We start from the raw sequence: 14,604 nt of genomic DNA, 5'->3' as shown, positions 1-14,604 counted from the left end.
CGAGGCATGGCCGAGACCACGGGCCAATTGTCGGGCGAAACGGCGGGCATGCCGGCCGCCCGCAGCGTGACCGGCGCATCGATCATTCTGGTCCTTGCCTTCGCGCCGCAGATCATCGAACTGCTGATCGCCTTGGCCGGTCTTGTAGGTCCACTATCCGGACGCGGTCCGCTGCAGGTCATTGGAGCCCATGCGTCGGCCTTGTCGATGGCGATCCCGAGCCTGGCGCAGCAATATGCCGCAAGCGGCAAGACCTCGCTGTCTTCCGATGTTCTGCTGGCGCTCATCTACACCTATCCGCTGATCGCGGTCGCGGTGTTCACATTCATGGTACGTCCACGCGCGCCGCAGGACTATTTCGGCGGCGTCGTGCTGATGGCGATCGCGCTGTTCGCGTTGTGGGCCTCCAGCGACCTGCAGGGCATGCGCGGCTTCTCGTTCGGTGCCGGAACTGCGCCGCGGATGTTCGGTCTGCTGCTGCTAGGGCTCGGAGCTGCCGTGGCCGTGATCGGCGTCGTGAGTGAAGGCGCGCAGCTTGCGACCTATCACTGGCGCGGACCGCTGTTCGTCTCGCTCTCGATCCTGACCTTCGCCGTTTCCATTCGCCCGCTCGGACTGTTGGTCACGGGGCTTGCAAGCTTCCTGATCGCGGCGATCGGCAGCCCCGAGACGCGCTGGCGCGAGGCCCTGATCGTCGGCATCTGCCTGACCGGCGGCTGCGCGCTGCTGTTCCCCTACGTGCTGGGGTTGCCGATGCCGCTGTTGCCGCGTTTCCTTTTGCAGTGAGGGCGTGATGGATCTGTTTGCAAATCTCGCCCACGGTTTCGCCGTCGCGTTGTCGCCAATCAATCTGCTGATGTGCCTGATCGGCGCGCTGGTCGGCACGCTGGTCGGCGTTCTCCCGGGCATCGGGACCATCGCCACCGTCGCGATGTTGCTGCCGATCACCTTCGGCCTGCCGCCGGTCGGCGCGCTGATCATGCTGGCCGGCATCTACTACGGCGCCCAGTATGGCGGCTCGACGACCTCCATCCTGGTCAACATTCCCGGCGAGGCGACGTCGGTGGTGACCGCGCTCGACGGCTTCCAGATGGCGAAGCAGGGCCGTGCCGGTCCGGCGCTGGCGATTGCCGCGATCGGCTCATTCTTCGCCGGCTGCGTTGCCACCGTGCTGATTGCGATCCTCGGCGCGCCGTTGACCAAGCTCGCGCTGGCGTTCGGTCCGGCCGAGTATTTCTCGCTGATGGTGCTGGGCCTGATCTTCGCAGTCGTGCTGGCGAAGGGCTCGGTGCTGAAGGCGATCGCAATGATCGTGCTCGGCCTGCTGCTGTCGATGGTCGGCTCGGACATCGAGACCGGCGTCTCGCGCATGGCCTTCAATATTCCCGAGCTCGCCGACGGCCTGGGCTTTGCCACCGTTGCGATGGGCGTGTTCGGCTTTGCCGAGATCATTCGCAATCTCGATGCCGGCGCGGAGATGGACCGCGACCTCGTGCAGAAGAAGATCACCGGCCTGATGCCAACCAGGAAGGATCTGAAGGACTCCGCGCCGGCGATCCTGCGCGGCACGGTGCTCGGTTCGATCCTAGGCATCCTGCCGGGCGGAGGTGCGGTGATCGCCTCGTTCGCGGCCTATACGCTGGAGAAGAAGATCGCGCGAGATCCGTCGCGGTTCGGTCGCGGTGCGATCGAGGGCGTCGCGGCGCCGGAGAGCGCCAATAATGCGGCGGCGCAGACCTCCTTCATTCCGCTGCTGACGCTCGGCATTCCGCCGAATGCGGTCATGGCGCTGATGGTCGGCGCGATGACCATCCACGGCATCGTGCCGGGCCCGCAGGTGATGCAGAAGCAGCCCGATCTGGTCTGGGGCATGATCGCCTCGATGTGGATCGGTAATCTCATGCTGATCATCATCAACCTGCCGCTGGTCGGCATCTGGGTGCGGCTGTTGCGCGTGCCATACCGGCTGATGTTCCCGTCGATCGTGATCTTCTGCGCGATCGGCATCTATTCGGTCAACAACGCGCCGGTCGACGTCGTCCTGGCGGGCGCGTTCGGCCTCGTCGGCTACTGGCTGATCAAGCATGATTTCGAGCCGGCGCCGCTGTTGCTCGGCATGGTGCTGGGCCCGTTGATGGAGGAGAACCTGCGCCGGGCGCTGCTGATCTCGCGCGGCGACTGGTCGGTGTTCCTGACGCGGCCGCTGTCGGCCGTGCTGCTCGCGATCGCGGCGGGGCTGTTGGTGCTGGCGGTGCTGCCGACGTTGCGCCGCAAGCGCGACGAGGTCTTCGTGGAGAGCGAAGGCTGACCCGCGTCGGCGGACCGGACGCCGGAGGCGCTCGGGACGCTGGTGAAGGGCGAGATCGTCAAATGGTCCGCGGTCCTCAAGCCGGCGAGCTCGTACGGAACGGCCATGGATCGGGAGGGGGGGCGGAGCGTGCGGTTCCGCCCTTGTCGTTTGCAGCGGTGGCCGACATTTTTCGGGGTATAATTGGCGGCCCGGCCGAGTCGAGGCTAGGGCCGGGCGATCCCTGCCGTTAAATTCGCCGCCTTCTGCGAAAGGCCGCCAGCGCGCACCATGCACCAGTATCACGACCTGCTCGAACGCATCCTGTCCGACGGCGCCGAGAAGCACGACCGCACCGGCACCGGCACGCTGTCGGTGTTCGGCCACCAGATGCGCTTCAACCTTGCGGCCGGCTTTCCGCTGGTGACCACCAAGCGGCTGCCGCTCAAGGCGATCGTGCACGAGCTGCTGTGGTTCCTGAAGGGCGACACCAACATCAAATATCTGCACGACAACGGCGTCACCATCTGGGACGAGTGGGCCGACGCCAATGGCGATCTCGGCCCCGTCTACGGCTATCAGTGGCGCTCGTGGCCGACGCCGGACGGCGGTCATATCGACCAGATCACGAACGTGATCGACATGATCAGGCGCAATCCGGATTCGCGCCGGCTGATCGTGACAGCCTGGAACCCGGCCGACGTCGAGAAGATGGCGCTGCCGCCGTGCCACTGCCTGTTCCAGTTCTATGTCGTGAACGGCAGATTGTCGTGCCAGCTCTACCAGCGCTCGGCCGACGTCTTCCTCGGCGTGCCCTTCAACATCGCATCCTATGCGCTGCTGACGATGATGGCGGCGCAGGTGACGGGATTGAAGCCCGGCGAATTCGTGCACTCCTTCGGCGACGTGCATCTCTATTCCAACCATATCGAGCAGGCGCGGCTGCAGCTCACGCGCGCTCCCCGTCCGCTGCCGACCATGACGCTCAATCCGGACGTCAAGGACATCTTCGGCTTCCGCTACGAGGACTTCGCGCTCGCCGGCTACGATCCGCATCCGCATATCAAGGCCGAGGTCGCGGTCTGACGCATGCCGGTTTCGATCCGTAGCGCCCGGCCTGACGACATCGGAAGCGTATTCGCGCTGATCCGGGACCTCGCCGACTACGAGAAGCTATCGCACGAGGTCGACGCGAGCGAGGCCGACATCGCCGGCGCGCTGTTCTGTGAGCACCCGACGCTGTTCTGCGATCTCGCCGAATGGAACGGCGCGGTGGCGGGCTTCGCGGTCTGGTTCGTCAACTTCTCCACGTTTGCCGGCAAGCCAGGGATCTATATCGAAGACCTGTTCGTGCGGCCGGCGTTTCGCCGCAATGGCATCGGCCAGGCCTTGCTCGGTCACCTCGCGCGGACCTGCGTCGAAAAGGGCTGGGCGCGGCTGCAATGGTCGGTGCTCGACTGGAATGCTCCTTCCATCACTTTCTACAAATCGCTCGGCGCCGAGCTCATGGACGAGTGGACGCTATGCAAGGTGACCGGCGAAGCTCTGGCTCAACTGGCGGAGAGGGCGCCGTGATCGAGATCGTGCTGATCGTCGCGGTCGCCGACAACGGCATCATCGGCGCCGCCGGTGCGATCCCGTGGCGGCAGAAGAGCGACATGCAGCGCTTCAAGGCGATGACCATGGGCCGCCCGATCGTGATGGGCCGCAAGACCTTCGTCTCGTTTCCGCGCCGGCCGCTGCCGGGCCGCACCAACATCGTCGTCACCCGCGATGCCGAGTTTCGCGCGCCGGGCGCGATCGTGACCCATACCGTCGATGAAGCGCTCGGCATCGCGCGTGGTGATGCGCTGCGGCGTTCAGCCGCGGAGATCGCGGTCATCGGAGGCACAGAGCTCTTTGCTGCGACGATGCCGGTCGCCGACCGGCTGGAGATCACCGAGGTGCATGCGAGCCCGCCTGGCGATACCGTGTTTCCGGCGATCGACCCGGCCCAATGGGAAGAGGTGGCGCGGGAGCGCCATGCCTCGGGGCCCGACGATCAGGCCGAATTCTCCTACGTCACCTATCGCCGGCGGCGGTGAGCGTTTCGCCGGTCGGATCGACGCGACGGCCCCCTCAAGACCATCCGTTAATGATGAAGTCGCGCAGTTTGGCCGCGTGGCGGAGCTGAGGCCGCGGCAAACCGGCGCTTCCGGCCCTGTTTACATTGACAAAACCCGGTTCGGGCTTAGCTGGAGCGCTACGTTGTAAGGGGCGGGGCCGTCCCTTATAACCCGGCGACCGTCGGGGCCGGCGTTGGTGTACACTCAGCCTCTCGGAGGAGATCGATCGATGGCGTGGAAGAATCAGGGCGGAGGCCCGTGGGGTCAGGGTCCGAAGGGGCCCTGGGGCTCGGGACCGCAACCGGTCGGTCCAAGGCCGCCCGACCTGGAAGATCTTCTGCGGCGCGGCCAGGACCGGCTGCAGCAGTTCGTGCCGGGCGGCGGTTTCGGCACTGCGGGCGTGCTCCTGATCGTGCTCGGCGCCATCATCATCTGGCTCGCCTCCGGCATCTACCGCGTGCAGTCCGAGGAGCTCGGCGTCGTGCTGCGCTTCGGCAAATATGTCCGTGATGAGCAGCCGGGCCTGCGCTATCACCTGCCTTACCCGATCGAGACCGTGCTGCTGCCCAAGGCGCTGCGCGTCAACTCGATCTCGATCGGCATCACCGCCAATGACGATCCCGGCCGGCGCGGCCGCGGCGGTCGCGATGTCCCCGAGGAAAGCCTGATGCTGACCGGCGACGAGAACATCGTCGACGTCGACGTCACCGTGCTCTGGCGCATCAAGCCGAAGGGCGCGGCCGACTTCCTGTTCAACATCCAGAACCCCGAGGGCACCGTGAAGGCGGTGGCCGAGAGCGCGATGCGCGAGGTGATCGGCCGCTCCAACATCCAGCCGATCCTCACCGGTGCCCGCACCGTGATCGAGCAGAACGTGCAGGAACTGATGCAGAAGACGCTCGACAATTACGGCTCCGGAATCCAGATCACCCAGGTGCAGATGCAGAAGGTCGATCCGCCGGCCCAGGTGATCGAGGCATTCCGCGACGTCCAGGCGGCGCGTGCCGACCTCGAGCGTCTCCAGAACGAAGCCCAGACCTATGCCAACAAGGTGGTGCCGGATGCGCGCGGTCGTGCCGCGCAGATCCTGCAGGTCGCCGAGGGCTACAAGGAGCAGGCGATCGCCGAGGCCAAGGGCCAGAGCGCGCGCTTCCTCAAGGTCTATGACGAGTACAAGAAGGCGCCCGACGTGACCCGCGAACGGATCTATCTCGAGACCATGGAGCGCGTGCTCGGTGGCTCGGAGAAGCTCGTGCTCGACAGCGGCGCCACCGGCGGCCCCGTGCCGCTGCTGCCGCTCGGCGATCTCTTGCCGCGCCGTCCGGCGCCGGCCGCTCAGCAGGGAGGCGTCCGATGAGGTCCCCCGTTGCAGGCATCGTCGCGCTCGTCGCCGTGCTCGTGCTCGTCGTCATCGGCTACAGCTCGCTGTTCACCGTGAACCAGACCGAGCAGGCGCTGGTGGTGCGGTTCGGCAAGCCGGTCGACGTCGTCACGGAGCCCGGTCTGAACTTCAAGGCACCGTTCATCGACAACGTGATCTCGATCGACAAGCGCATCCTCGACCTCGAGAACCCCTCGCAGGAGGTGATCGCGTTCGACCAGAAGCGGCTCGTGGTCGACGCCTTCGCGCGCTACAAGATCAAGAACGCGCTGCAGTTCTACCAGAGCGTCGGTTCGATCCAGACCGCCAACGTCCAGCTCGGCACGCTGCTGAACGCCGCGCTGCGCCGCGTGCTCGGCGAGGTCACCTTCACGCAAGTCGTGCGCGACGAGCGCGAGGCGCTGATGCGCAAGATCCGCGATCAGCTCGACAAGGAGGCCGACGCCTATGGCATCCAGGTGGTGGACGTCCGCATCCGCCGCGCCGACCTGCCGGAGGCCAACAGCCAGGCGGTGTACAACCGGATGAAGACCGAGCGGCAGCGCGAGGCCGAGGAGTTCCGGGCGCTCGGCGGCCAGAAGGCCCAGGAGATCAGGTCCAAGGCCGATCGCGAGGCCACCGTGATCGTCGCCGAGGCCAACTCGCAGGCGGAGCAGACCCGCGGCGCCGGCGATGCCGAACGCAACCGGCTGTTCGCCGAGGCCTACAGCAAGGACCGCGACTTCTTCGCTTTCTACCGCTCGATGGCGGCGTATGAGAACGGTCTGAAATCCGGCGACACCCGCTTCCTGCTGCGGCCCGATTCGGAGTTCTTCCGCTACTTCGCCAACCCCTCGGGGAAGCCGGCGGGGGAGACGCCTTCCACCGCCAACTCGACGGCGGCCGTCGCGGTGCCGGCGCCCAAGCCCTGATGGCGCCTGCCTCGATGCCGGAGCCGTTGATCGGGGCGAATAAGAGTTGACATGGAGGGGGCGAAGCCGTTGCTTCGCCCCGTTACATATCAAGAAGATCGAACGGGAGGTCCGGGTCCGATGAGGTCCATTGCGTTTTCCGATTTCCTCATCGGATTAGGTATCCTGTTCGTGCTCGAAGGCCTGTTGTTCGCGGCCAGTCCGGAGTGGATGCGGCGGGCCATGAAGACCGCGATGACCACGCCCGACAACGTGCTGCGCGCAGTCGGCATCGGCTCGGCGGTGGCCGGCCTGGTCCTGATCTGGGTGATCCGGCGGCCGATCTGAGCGGCGGATTGTCGTGAGTATGCGTGCCCGTCGCACAGGAACGAGGCCCGACCGCTGCAATGACGATCTGCTGCCCGGCCAACGCCATTGTGAGGCGATGGCTGCGCCATTTTGCCGTATTAGGTCGCCCTCAATGATGAATCTGCGGTCCGATCCGGCGTGCTTGCGTCCCCCGCCGGTTCCGGCGCACTGTAACAGTTGAATTTGCCGACTTTTCTGGAGATCCGCCCGATGACCGCAACCCTTGCTTTCAGCCGTCGACTGCGCCCGATCCTGACCGCGGCGGTCCTTGCCGCGGGCTGGGCGCTCGCGCCGGCCCCGGCCTCGGCGCGGGGGCCGGAGGGGATCGCCGATGTCGCCGAAAAGGTGATCGACGCCGTCGTCAACATCTCGACCTCGCAAACTGTCGAGCCCAAAGGCGGCTCGTCCGAGGGGCGGAACGCCAATCCGCAGGTGCCGCCGGGCTCGCCGTTCGAGGAGTTCTTCGACGATTTCTTCAAGAACCGCCGCGGCGGTCCGGGCGGCCGGGGCGGTGCCGACAACTCGCCGCGCCGCACCAACTCGCTGGGCTCGGGCTTCATCGTCGACGACTCGGGCGTTGTCGTCACCAACAACCACGTCATTGCCGATGCCGATGAGATCAACGTGATCCTCAACGACGGCACCAAGATCAAGGCCGAGCTGGTCGGCGTCGACAAGAAGACCGACCTTGCGGTGCTCAAGTTCAAGCCGCCGCGGCCGCTGACGGTGGTCAAGTTCGGCGACTCCGACAAGCTGCGGCTGGGCGACTGGGTGGTCGCGATCGGCAACCCGTTCAGTCTCGGCGGCACCGTCACCGCCGGCATCGTCTCGGCCAAGAACCGCGACATCTCGTCGGGGCCCTATGACAGCTACATCCAGACCGACGCCGCCATCAACCGCGGTAATTCCGGCGGCCCGCTGTTCAACCTCGAGGGCGAGGTCATCGGCGTCAACACGCTGATCATCTCGCCGTCGGGCGGCTCGATCGGCATCGGCTTCGCGGTGCCCTCGAAGACCGTGGCCGGCGTCGTCGACCAGTTGCGCCAGTTCGGCGAGCTGCGCCGCGGCTGGCTCGGCGTGCGCATCCAGGGCGTCACCGACGAGATCGCGGAGAGCCTCAACATCAAGCCGGCGCGCGGCGCGCTGGTCGCCGGCGTCGACGACAAGGGACCGGCCAAGCCGGCCGGCATCGAGCCGGGCGACGTCGTCGTCAAGTTCGACGGCCATGACATCAAGGAGCCGAAGGACCTGTCGCGCATCGTCGCCGACACCGCCGTCGGCAAGGAGGTTGACGTCATCGTCATCCGCAAGGGCCAGGAGCAGACGCTCAAGGTCAAGCTCGGCCGGCTCGAGGACACCGAGAAGGTGCAGCAGGCGGCGATCAAGAAGGACGAGCCGGCCGAGAAGCCTGTGACCCAGAAGGCGCTCGGGCTCGATCTCGCCGCGTTGTCGAAGGACCTGCGCGCCCGCTACAAGATCAAGGACAGCGTCAAGGGCGTCGTCGTCACCGGTGTTGACCAGGCCTCCGACGCCGCCGAGAAGCGGCTGTCGGCCGGCGACGTCATCGTCGAGGTCGCCCAGGAGGCGGTGACCTCGGGCGCCGATATCAAGAAGCGCGTCGACCAGCTCAAGAAGGACGGCAAGAAGTCGGTGCTGCTGCTCGTCTCCAACGCCGACGGCGAGCTGCGCTTCGTCGCGTTGAGCCTGCAGTAGGGCACGGTGCAGTAGGGTGGGCAAAGGCGCGCCGTGAGGTGCGCCTGCTAAGGCGCTCTCTCCCGCGCCGCGCCCACCATCCGGCTCCGAGCTCGCGGCACGGTGGTGGGCACGCTGCGCCTGCGGGCGCTGCTTTGCCCACCCTGCGGTAGCTCCACACTCCGCTATCGTCCCGGCCTCGAGCCGGGACCATAGCCCCCAGGGAGCAGTTTGGGGCGGGCTGATCATTGGCTGTTTGCTCGTCACGACGGCCGCGGCGTATGGATCCCGGATCGGCGCCCCGACGCGCTGGCGCGCGCCGTGGCTTGTCCGGGACGACGACGGTTCGCAAGGCGAATTCACGGCTCAAACAGCGATCGACATAGCTTTGCAGTCTCGCGGCGCATCGCGCCCGAGGCCTGCGATCAGTTCGTCCCTCGCGAGAATGCAGAGGGCGCAGGGAATGCCGGGTGAAGGCCTCACCCATGGCCCGCCTGCGAAAAAAAATGCAGGCGGCAGGTACCACAGGCAAAGCCGATTCAACCGGCATTCCCTGCGCGACGGTCTTCACGCTTATACGCAGTCTCCCTGGTGCGCCGGGCTTGTTGGCCACCATTGTCCGCGCGGCGCTTCAGCGCCGTCGCGAACGTGACACCAGCATCGGGGTGTCAGGACGCTGCGACTTCACGTCCGCAAGCGATCGTTCGTCCGCGCCCTCGTGAGAAGACGCTGCGATCTCTCGCGGCCATCGCTCCCCGCCTCGCGTGTCGTGACGATCGCGCGCAACGCCCCTCCGCAGTGAGGCGGGATGCGCGGATACAATCATGAATTCCGTAAATGCGCAAGGTAATTATTTTTATCAGAAGTTGGTGGCCGCCATCCGCGAACTCCCGGGAGCGCCGGCTCAGAGCGATCGCTGGTTGACCCGCTGCGACAGCGCCTCGGCATTCTCCTTGCGCTCGGAATAGCGGTCGACCAGATAGTCGGCGCGGTCGCGCGTCAGCAGCGTGAACTTGACCAGCTCTTCCATCACGTCGACGAGGCGATCGTAATAGGGGGACGGCTTCATGCGGTCCGCGTCGTCGAACTCCGCGAAGGCCTTGGGCACCGAGGACTGGTTCGGAATGGTGATCAGGCGCATCCAGCGGCCGAGCACCCGAAGCTGATTGACCGCGTTGAACGACTGCGAGCCGCCAGAAACCTGCATCACCGCCAGCGTCTTGCCCTGCGTCGGCCGGACGGCGCCGAGCGACAGCGGGATCCAGTCGATCTGGGTCTTGATCACACCGGTCATCGCGCCGTGCCGCTCCGGCGAGCACCACACCATGCCTTCGCACCAGGTCACGAGATCGCGCAGCTCGCGGACCTTCGGATGGTCCGGCTCGGCGTCGTCGACCAGCGGCAAGCCGCGCGGATCGAAAGTCCGAGTCTCCGCGCCGAAGCGCACGAGAATGCGCGCCGCTTCCTCGGTCAGCAGCCGGCTGAACGAGCGTTGCCGGAGCGATCCGTAGAGCAGCAGGATTCGCGGAGGGTGGGAGGAGAGCGCAGGCTCCAGCAGCTTCGCGCGGTCGATGGCACGGAATGAGGTTTCGTCCAATTGAGGCATCGTGTCAGACAACGCGGTATCCTCCGGCAAAATGATCGGCGTTGGCCGTCCTCGTTCGCGATACGCCGGTACAAGCGCTCAGAACGCGATGTCCGCAGCGACGGCTTCGATGCCGGCCTTCGCGCAGATGTCGTCGTTGTCGCCTCCGGGCGCGCCGGATACGCCGATCGCTCCGACCTGCTGGCCAGCGGCCTCTATTGGCATGCCGCCGCCGACCATGACAACGCCGGGAACGTTGACGATGGCCCGCTCCGCGGCGTCCGGTCGTGCCAGCCGGGCTGCGAGCGTGCTCGTCGCCTCGCGCCAGCTCGCGGCCGTCCTCGCCTTGCCCGTCGCGGCCTCAAGGGTATGCCAGCCGGCGAAACGGTCGCGCAGGGTGACCAGCGCGAGCCCCGACGGATCGCTCACGGTCACGGCAGCCTGCCAGCCGCGTTTGCGGCACTCCGCGAGCGCCGCCTGTGCCGCTTTGAGCGCCGTGTCCGGCGCGATGATGCGCCGCGTCCACGTCGGTTCGTCGGCGCGCGCCACGACAGCCGGGCCGAGCAGGAGGACCGCTGCGAGCAGCGGACGCAACGCCATCACGCCGACAGCCATTTCGCCATGTCCTCGGCCTTCGGCAGCCCGCCCGCATGGACGACTTTGCCGTCGATCACCACGCCCGGCGTCGAGGCGATGCCGAACCGGGCGATGTCGGCGAAGTCCGTGATCTTTTCCAGCTCGATCTCGATGCCGAGCTTGCTTGCTTCAGAGGAGGCCATTGCTGCGGTCTGAACACAGCGCTTGCAGCCGGAGCCGAGAATCTTGACGTTCTTCATGGGGCTTGTCCTTTCATCAGAACAGGGCGTTGAAGAGATAGCCGACGGCGACGATGCCGGCGGCGACGACGCCCGCGAAGACAGCGATCAGCCGGAGCGTCAGCACCTTGCGCAGAATGAGCATCTCGGGAAACGAAAGCGCGATGACGCTCATCATGAAGGCGAGCACCGTTCCCAGCGCCGCACCCTTGCCGAGCAGCGCCTCGACGACCGGAATGATGCCCGCAGCGTTGGCGTACATCGGCACGCCGATCAGCACCACGGCCGGCACGGACCACCATTGGTCCTTGCCCATGATCGAGGCGAGCAGATCGTTCGGGACATAGCCGTGAATGAATGCGCCCGCCGCGATGCCAATGATGATCCATGCCCAGACGCGGCCGACGATGTCGCGCACCGCATCGATCCCGGCCCGGATCCGATCGGCGGCGGTCGGCGAATCCGGCTGCAGATCCGCCTGTCCCGCGCGCACGTTGCGAACCCATGCCTCGAGCCAGCCTTCGAGATGCAGGCGTCCGATGATCCATCCCGCCACGATCGCGACCGCCAGGCCGAAGGCCAGATAGATCGCGGCGATCCTCCAGCCGACCAGCGCGAACAGCAGGCCGAGCGCGACCTCGTTCACCATTGGCGCCGCGATCAGGAACGAGAAGGTCACGCCGAGTGGGACGCCAGCCGAGACGAAGCCGACGAAGAGCGGCACCGCCGAGCACGAGCAGAAGGGAGTGAATACGCCGAGGATCGCAGCCGCGACATTGCCGAGGCCCTCGCGCTTGCCGGCGAGCAATGCGCGAGTTCGCTCGGCTGAAAAAAAGCTGCGCACGACGCCCATGCCGAACACGACCAGCGTCATCAGCATCAGGACCTTGGGCGCGTCGAACACGAAGAACCGCGCGGCTTCTTCCAGATGGCTGTCGCGGGACACCGGCAGCGACGATACCAGCCATGCCGAGAACGCTTCCAGCTGCCAGTAGACCGCGAACCACAATGCGATCGCAGCTGCCGTCGCGATGATCCAGATCACAGCCGATGCCGACCCGTCAGGATAGGTCGAAGCTTCGGTTTTCATGCTGCACTCCTGTTCGGCTCAGGCATGGCCGCCATGACGGCGTCGAGGATGGCGCGGCGATCGGGCGTCAGGTCAGGGCTCAGCCGATACCGGACCCACTGGGCGTCACGCCGGTCGATGACGAGACCGGCGGCCTTGAGGGCGGACATGTGCCGGCTCATGCGCGATGCGCTGGCTCGGAGCTGCCGCATGAGCTCGCAGACGCAGTGCTCGCCGCCGTCCCAAAGGATGCGCAGGGCGGCGAGACGAGTCGGCTCGGCCAGAGCGGCGAGCAGCGGGACGGGATCGGACATGGCGGCAATATATTCGTATTTTCGTATTTGCGCAATAGCGCATATAATGATTGCGGATGTGCGATTTGACCGGCAATCGGCGCGGCGCGTGGCGTCAGGCTGATAATGGCTGGTGATGCGTGGCCCGCGCGGCGACGCCCTGCGAGATCCCGGTTGGGAAATCGGGCGAGCCGGCTGGCGTCGGGTCAATTCACGCGCAGGATGGTCTTGCCGCCGGCGGCCGGAATGTGACTGTGCGGCTGGGCTCGACGACGCGGCCGCCGCGCCGGGTACGGAGGCGGAGAGCGTTGGCGTCGAAGACCCAATAGGTGCAGCGGGCCGGGCGTCTGGGCTGCCCGGCGCGGATGTCCGGGATCTTTACCACGCGCGACGCCACGCGTTATCTCGAACAGGGAGCGCGGCCTCGCTCGGCGAGACGCGCGCTACCTATCCGACGATGGGTTGCCCGCGTTGCCTAGTTGCGGACGCTGCCCACGGTGATCGGAGCGACGAGCGCAGCGCTGCGGTGGTGCTGGGTGAGCACGGCGAGCTGGTGCGGCGAGGCGGCGCTGTCGGCATTCACCGCAATGGTCTGCTGCGCGGCGGATGCACCGACGACGGAGAGTTGGTGCGGGGTGGCCGGCAGCGCGCCGACTTCGTAGCTCGGCAGCTCGCCGGCAACGGCGGCGCCGCTCAGCAGCGCGAGGGCAAGAAGAGAGCCGGGAATGATGTGCTTGATGGTCATCGGGAGGTCCTTCTGTGACGATGATCGATTGCATGGCCTGCAATCGCTTTCGCTTCCTTGGACACTCCCTAGCGTTGTCAGCTTTATATGCGCTGCAGCATGATTTGACAATTCATGGATTGGTGATGCGGTTAAAATGGCAGTTCGCGTCCCGCCTTGATGCGGAAGGCGAATGATCTGATTTGCGATCTGAAATGAGATTGGAATGGAGTTGCGTGCGAGTGCGCTGGATTGAAACAAAATCCTGATGATGCGCTGATCGAGAGCCGATGAAGGCAGGGCTTTGGTAACGGCTTTGCTTGGGCGGCGATTCGCACAGGAGCAATGCGATTGCGATCTTCGAGCGTTCGCAAAACCGCTGCCCTCGCAATGACGGGATCGCGGCTGCCCATGAACGCGTCCTCTCTCACAACCAGGGGAGGGCGCTGTATTGCGCAAAGGCTCGCGCGGCTATTGGCCTGCCGCGCGGCCGCAGTCTCGTCAGTCGACGAACTGATCGCGCGTGTAGCCCTGGGCATAGAGCAGGGCGGTGAGGTCGCCGTGGTCGATGCGGGCCGAGGCTGCGGCCGAGACCGCAGGCTTGGCGTGATAGGCGACGCCGAGACCGGCCGCCTCGATCATGCCGAGGTCGTTGGCGCCGTCGCCGACCGCCAGGGTGTCGATCTCGTCGAGATCGAACGCCTCGCGCAGCTCGATCAGGGTGGCGAGCTTGGCGTCGCGGCCGATGATCGGCTCGCGCACCTCGCCCGTGAGCTTGCCGCCATCGATGATGAGCTCGTTGGCGCGGTTCTCCTGGAAGCCGATCTTGGCCGCGATGGCGCTGGTGAACAGCGTGAAGCCGCCGGAGATCAGGCAGGTATAGGCGCCGTTGGCGCGCATGGTCATCACCAGATGACGGCCGCCCGGCGTCAGCTTGATGCGCTTGGTCAGGACTTCGTCGACGACGCTCACCGGCAGGTCCTTCAGCAATGCGACGCGTTCGCGCAACGCCGGCTCGAACGCGATCTCGCCGCGCATGGCGCGCTCGGTGATGGCGGCGACGCGCGGCTTCAGCCCGGCGAAATCGGCGAGTTCGTCGATGCATTCCTGCCCGATCATGGTGCTGTCCATGTCGGCGAGGAAAAGCTTCTTGCGCCTGACGGCTTCCGCCTGCACGACGATGTCGATCGGCATGTCGCCGCGCAGGTCGCGCAGACGCGCCTCGAGCTTGTGGACCTCGCCGTCGTGGGCGAAGGGGATGTCGATCGCGACCTCGTCGAACAGCCAGCGCGGCGTGCCCGGCGAGGGCAGAACGGCCAGGAAGGCCTCCACGATCGTGGTATCAAGCGCGGGATCGGCGGGATTGCAGATGAAGGTGGCGACGAGAGACATCA

17 protein-coding genes are annotated in these 14,604 nt (G+C 66.1%); 10 read left to right on the top strand and 7 right to left on the bottom strand.

The window, feature by feature from the left end; genetic code table 11:
• Positions 1-6: 6 nt before the first annotated feature.
• The 9 genes from QW863_RS26050 (at position 7) to QW863_RS26010 (ending at position 8,745) form a co-directional block, all read left to right on the top strand.
• A complete protein-coding gene (locus QW863_RS26050; protein ID WP_315769110.1) occupies positions 7-786 on the top strand; it encodes a tripartite tricarboxylate transporter TctB family protein in 780 nt (259 codons plus the stop codon).
• A gap of 7 nt (positions 787-793) precedes the next feature.
• A complete protein-coding gene (locus QW863_RS26045; RefSeq protein ID WP_315752476.1) occupies positions 794-2,308 on the top strand; it encodes a tripartite tricarboxylate transporter permease in 1,515 nt (504 codons plus the stop codon).
• A 270-nt stretch (positions 2,309-2,578) separates the two neighbouring features.
• Entirely contained in the window at positions 2,579-3,373 is a 795-nt protein-coding gene (locus QW863_RS26040; RefSeq protein ID WP_315713364.1) for a thymidylate synthase, read from the top strand.
• 3 nt (positions 3,374-3,376) lie between these two features.
• On the top strand, positions 3,377-3,862 hold the full coding sequence (locus tag QW863_RS26035; protein WP_315752477.1) for a GNAT family N-acetyltransferase: 486 nt from the start codon (positions 3,377-3,379) through the stop codon (positions 3,860-3,862).
• Positions 3,859-4,371: a dihydrofolate reductase gene (locus tag QW863_RS26030; RefSeq protein WP_315752478.1), complete on the top strand. Its 513-nt coding sequence runs from the start codon at positions 3,859-3,861 to the stop codon at positions 4,369-4,371. The genes QW863_RS26035 and QW863_RS26030 overlap by 4 nt, the downstream gene beginning before the upstream one ends.
• 250 nt (positions 4,372-4,621) lie before the next feature.
• A complete protein-coding gene (gene hflK / locus QW863_RS26025) occupies positions 4,622-5,749 on the top strand; it encodes an FtsH protease activity modulator HflK (protein WP_315713361.1) in 1,128 nt (375 codons plus the stop codon).
• Positions 5,746-6,684, top strand: coding sequence for a protease modulator HflC (gene hflC, locus QW863_RS26020; RefSeq protein WP_315713360.1), 939 nt, complete (start codon positions 5,746-5,748; stop codon positions 6,682-6,684). The genes hflK and hflC overlap by 4 nt, the downstream gene beginning before the upstream one ends.
• Before the next feature lie 120 nt (positions 6,685-6,804).
• The gene (locus QW863_RS26015; RefSeq protein ID WP_315713359.1) at positions 6,805-7,011 is read left to right on the top strand and encodes a DUF2065 domain-containing protein; all 207 of its coding nucleotides are present in this window, start codon (positions 6,805-6,807) and stop codon (positions 7,009-7,011) included.
• Between the two features lie 231 nt (positions 7,012-7,242).
• Positions 7,243-8,745 (top strand): Do family serine endopeptidase, encoded by a 1,503-nt coding sequence (locus QW863_RS26010; protein ID WP_315752480.1) that lies wholly within the window; start codon positions 7,243-7,245, stop codon positions 8,743-8,745.
• A gap of 883 nt (positions 8,746-9,628) precedes the next feature.
• Here the strand turns inward: QW863_RS26010 and arsH are convergent.
• The 6 genes from arsH to QW863_RS25980 form a co-directional block, all read right to left on the bottom strand.
• The gene (gene arsH, locus QW863_RS26005; protein WP_315769259.1) at positions 9,629-10,330 is read right to left on the bottom strand and encodes an arsenical resistance protein ArsH; all 702 of its coding nucleotides are present in this window, start codon (positions 10,328-10,330) and stop codon (positions 9,629-9,631) included.
• Positions 10,331-10,408: 78 nt separating this feature from the next.
• Complete coding sequence (locus QW863_RS26000; protein WP_315752734.1) at positions 10,409-10,924, bottom strand: heme-binding protein; 516 nt, start codon at positions 10,922-10,924, stop codon at positions 10,409-10,411.
• Positions 10,909-11,145, bottom strand: coding sequence for a thioredoxin family protein (locus tag QW863_RS25995; protein WP_315713355.1), 237 nt, complete (start codon positions 11,143-11,145; stop codon positions 10,909-10,911). The genes QW863_RS26000 and QW863_RS25995 overlap by 16 nt, the downstream gene beginning before the upstream one ends.
• 16 nt (positions 11,146-11,161) lie before the next feature.
• Positions 11,162-12,214 (bottom strand): permease, encoded by a 1,053-nt coding sequence (locus QW863_RS25990; protein ID WP_315769109.1) that lies wholly within the window; start codon positions 12,212-12,214, stop codon positions 11,162-11,164.
• Positions 12,211-12,507: a metalloregulator ArsR/SmtB family transcription factor gene (locus QW863_RS25985; RefSeq protein WP_315713353.1), complete on the bottom strand. Its 297-nt coding sequence runs from the start codon at positions 12,505-12,507 to the stop codon at positions 12,211-12,213. Before QW863_RS25985 ends, QW863_RS25990 begins: the two co-directional genes overlap by 4 nt.
• Before the next feature lie 454 nt (positions 12,508-12,961).
• Positions 12,962-13,231 (bottom strand): hypothetical protein, encoded by a 270-nt coding sequence (locus QW863_RS25980; RefSeq protein ID WP_315769108.1) that lies wholly within the window; start codon positions 13,229-13,231, stop codon positions 12,962-12,964.
• A 14-nt stretch (positions 13,232-13,245) separates the two neighbouring features.
• On the opposite strand from QW863_RS25980, the gene QW863_RS25975 reads away from it, so the two are divergent.
• The gene (locus tag QW863_RS25975; RefSeq protein ID WP_315769106.1) at positions 13,246-13,407 is read left to right on the top strand and encodes a hypothetical protein; all 162 of its coding nucleotides are present in this window, start codon (positions 13,246-13,248) and stop codon (positions 13,405-13,407) included.
• A 304-nt stretch (positions 13,408-13,711) separates the two neighbouring features.
• On the opposite strand, the gene serB is transcribed toward QW863_RS25975, so the two are convergent.
• Positions 13,712-14,602 carry a phosphoserine phosphatase SerB gene (gene serB / locus QW863_RS25970; protein ID WP_315752739.1) on the bottom strand — a complete coding sequence of 297 codons (891 nt, stop codon included), beginning with the start codon at positions 14,600-14,602 and terminating at the stop codon, positions 13,712-13,714.
• Positions 14,603-14,604: the final 2 nt, after the last annotated feature.

Source organism: Bradyrhizobium sp. SZCCHNR1017, assembly GCF_032381375.1.
Lineage (GTDB): Bacteria > Pseudomonadota > Alphaproteobacteria > Rhizobiales > Xanthobacteraceae > Bradyrhizobium.
This window is presented reverse-complemented; position numbering and strand designations above follow the sequence as displayed.

Bases quoted from the DNA above. Each gene is read 5' to 3' on its own strand.
- QW863_RS26050 (WP_315769110.1), top strand. From the start codon at position 7: ATGGCCGAGACCACGGGCCAATTGTCGGGCGAAACGGCGGGCATGCCG.
- QW863_RS26045 (WP_315752476.1), top strand. From the start codon at position 794: ATGGATCTGTTTGCAAATCTCGCCCACGGTTTCGCCGTCGCGTTGTCG.
- QW863_RS26040 (WP_315713364.1), top strand. From the start codon at position 2,579: ATGCACCAGTATCACGACCTGCTCGAACGCATCCTGTCCGACGGCGCC.
- QW863_RS26035 (WP_315752477.1), top strand. From the start codon at position 3,377: ATGCCGGTTTCGATCCGTAGCGCCCGGCCTGACGACATCGGAAGCGTA.
- hflK (WP_315713361.1), top strand. From the start codon at position 4,622: ATGGCGTGGAAGAATCAGGGCGGAGGCCCGTGGGGTCAGGGTCCGAAG.
- hflC (WP_315713360.1), top strand. From the start codon at position 5,746: ATGAGGTCCCCCGTTGCAGGCATCGTCGCGCTCGTCGCCGTGCTCGTG.
- QW863_RS26015 (WP_315713359.1), top strand. From the start codon at position 6,805: ATGAGGTCCATTGCGTTTTCCGATTTCCTCATCGGATTAGGTATCCTG.
- QW863_RS26010 (WP_315752480.1), top strand. From the start codon at position 7,243: ATGACCGCAACCCTTGCTTTCAGCCGTCGACTGCGCCCGATCCTGACC.
- arsH (WP_315769259.1), bottom strand. From the start codon at position 10,330: ATGCCTCAATTGGACGAAACCTCATTCCGTGCCATCGACCGCGCGAAG.
- QW863_RS26000 (WP_315752734.1), bottom strand. From the start codon at position 10,924: ATGGCTGTCGGCGTGATGGCGTTGCGTCCGCTGCTCGCAGCGGTCCTC.
- QW863_RS25995 (WP_315713355.1), bottom strand. From the start codon at position 11,145: ATGAAGAACGTCAAGATTCTCGGCTCCGGCTGCAAGCGCTGTGTTCAG.
- QW863_RS25990 (WP_315769109.1), bottom strand. From the start codon at position 12,214: ATGAAAACCGAAGCTTCGACCTATCCTGACGGGTCGGCATCGGCTGTG.
- QW863_RS25985 (WP_315713353.1), bottom strand. From the start codon at position 12,507: ATGTCCGATCCCGTCCCGCTGCTCGCCGCTCTGGCCGAGCCGACTCGT.
- QW863_RS25980 (WP_315769108.1), bottom strand. From the start codon at position 13,231: ATGACCATCAAGCACATCATTCCCGGCTCTCTTCTTGCCCTCGCGCTG.
- serB (WP_315752739.1), bottom strand. From the start codon at position 14,602: ATGTCTCTCGTCGCCACCTTCATCTGCAATCCCGCCGATCCCGCGCTT.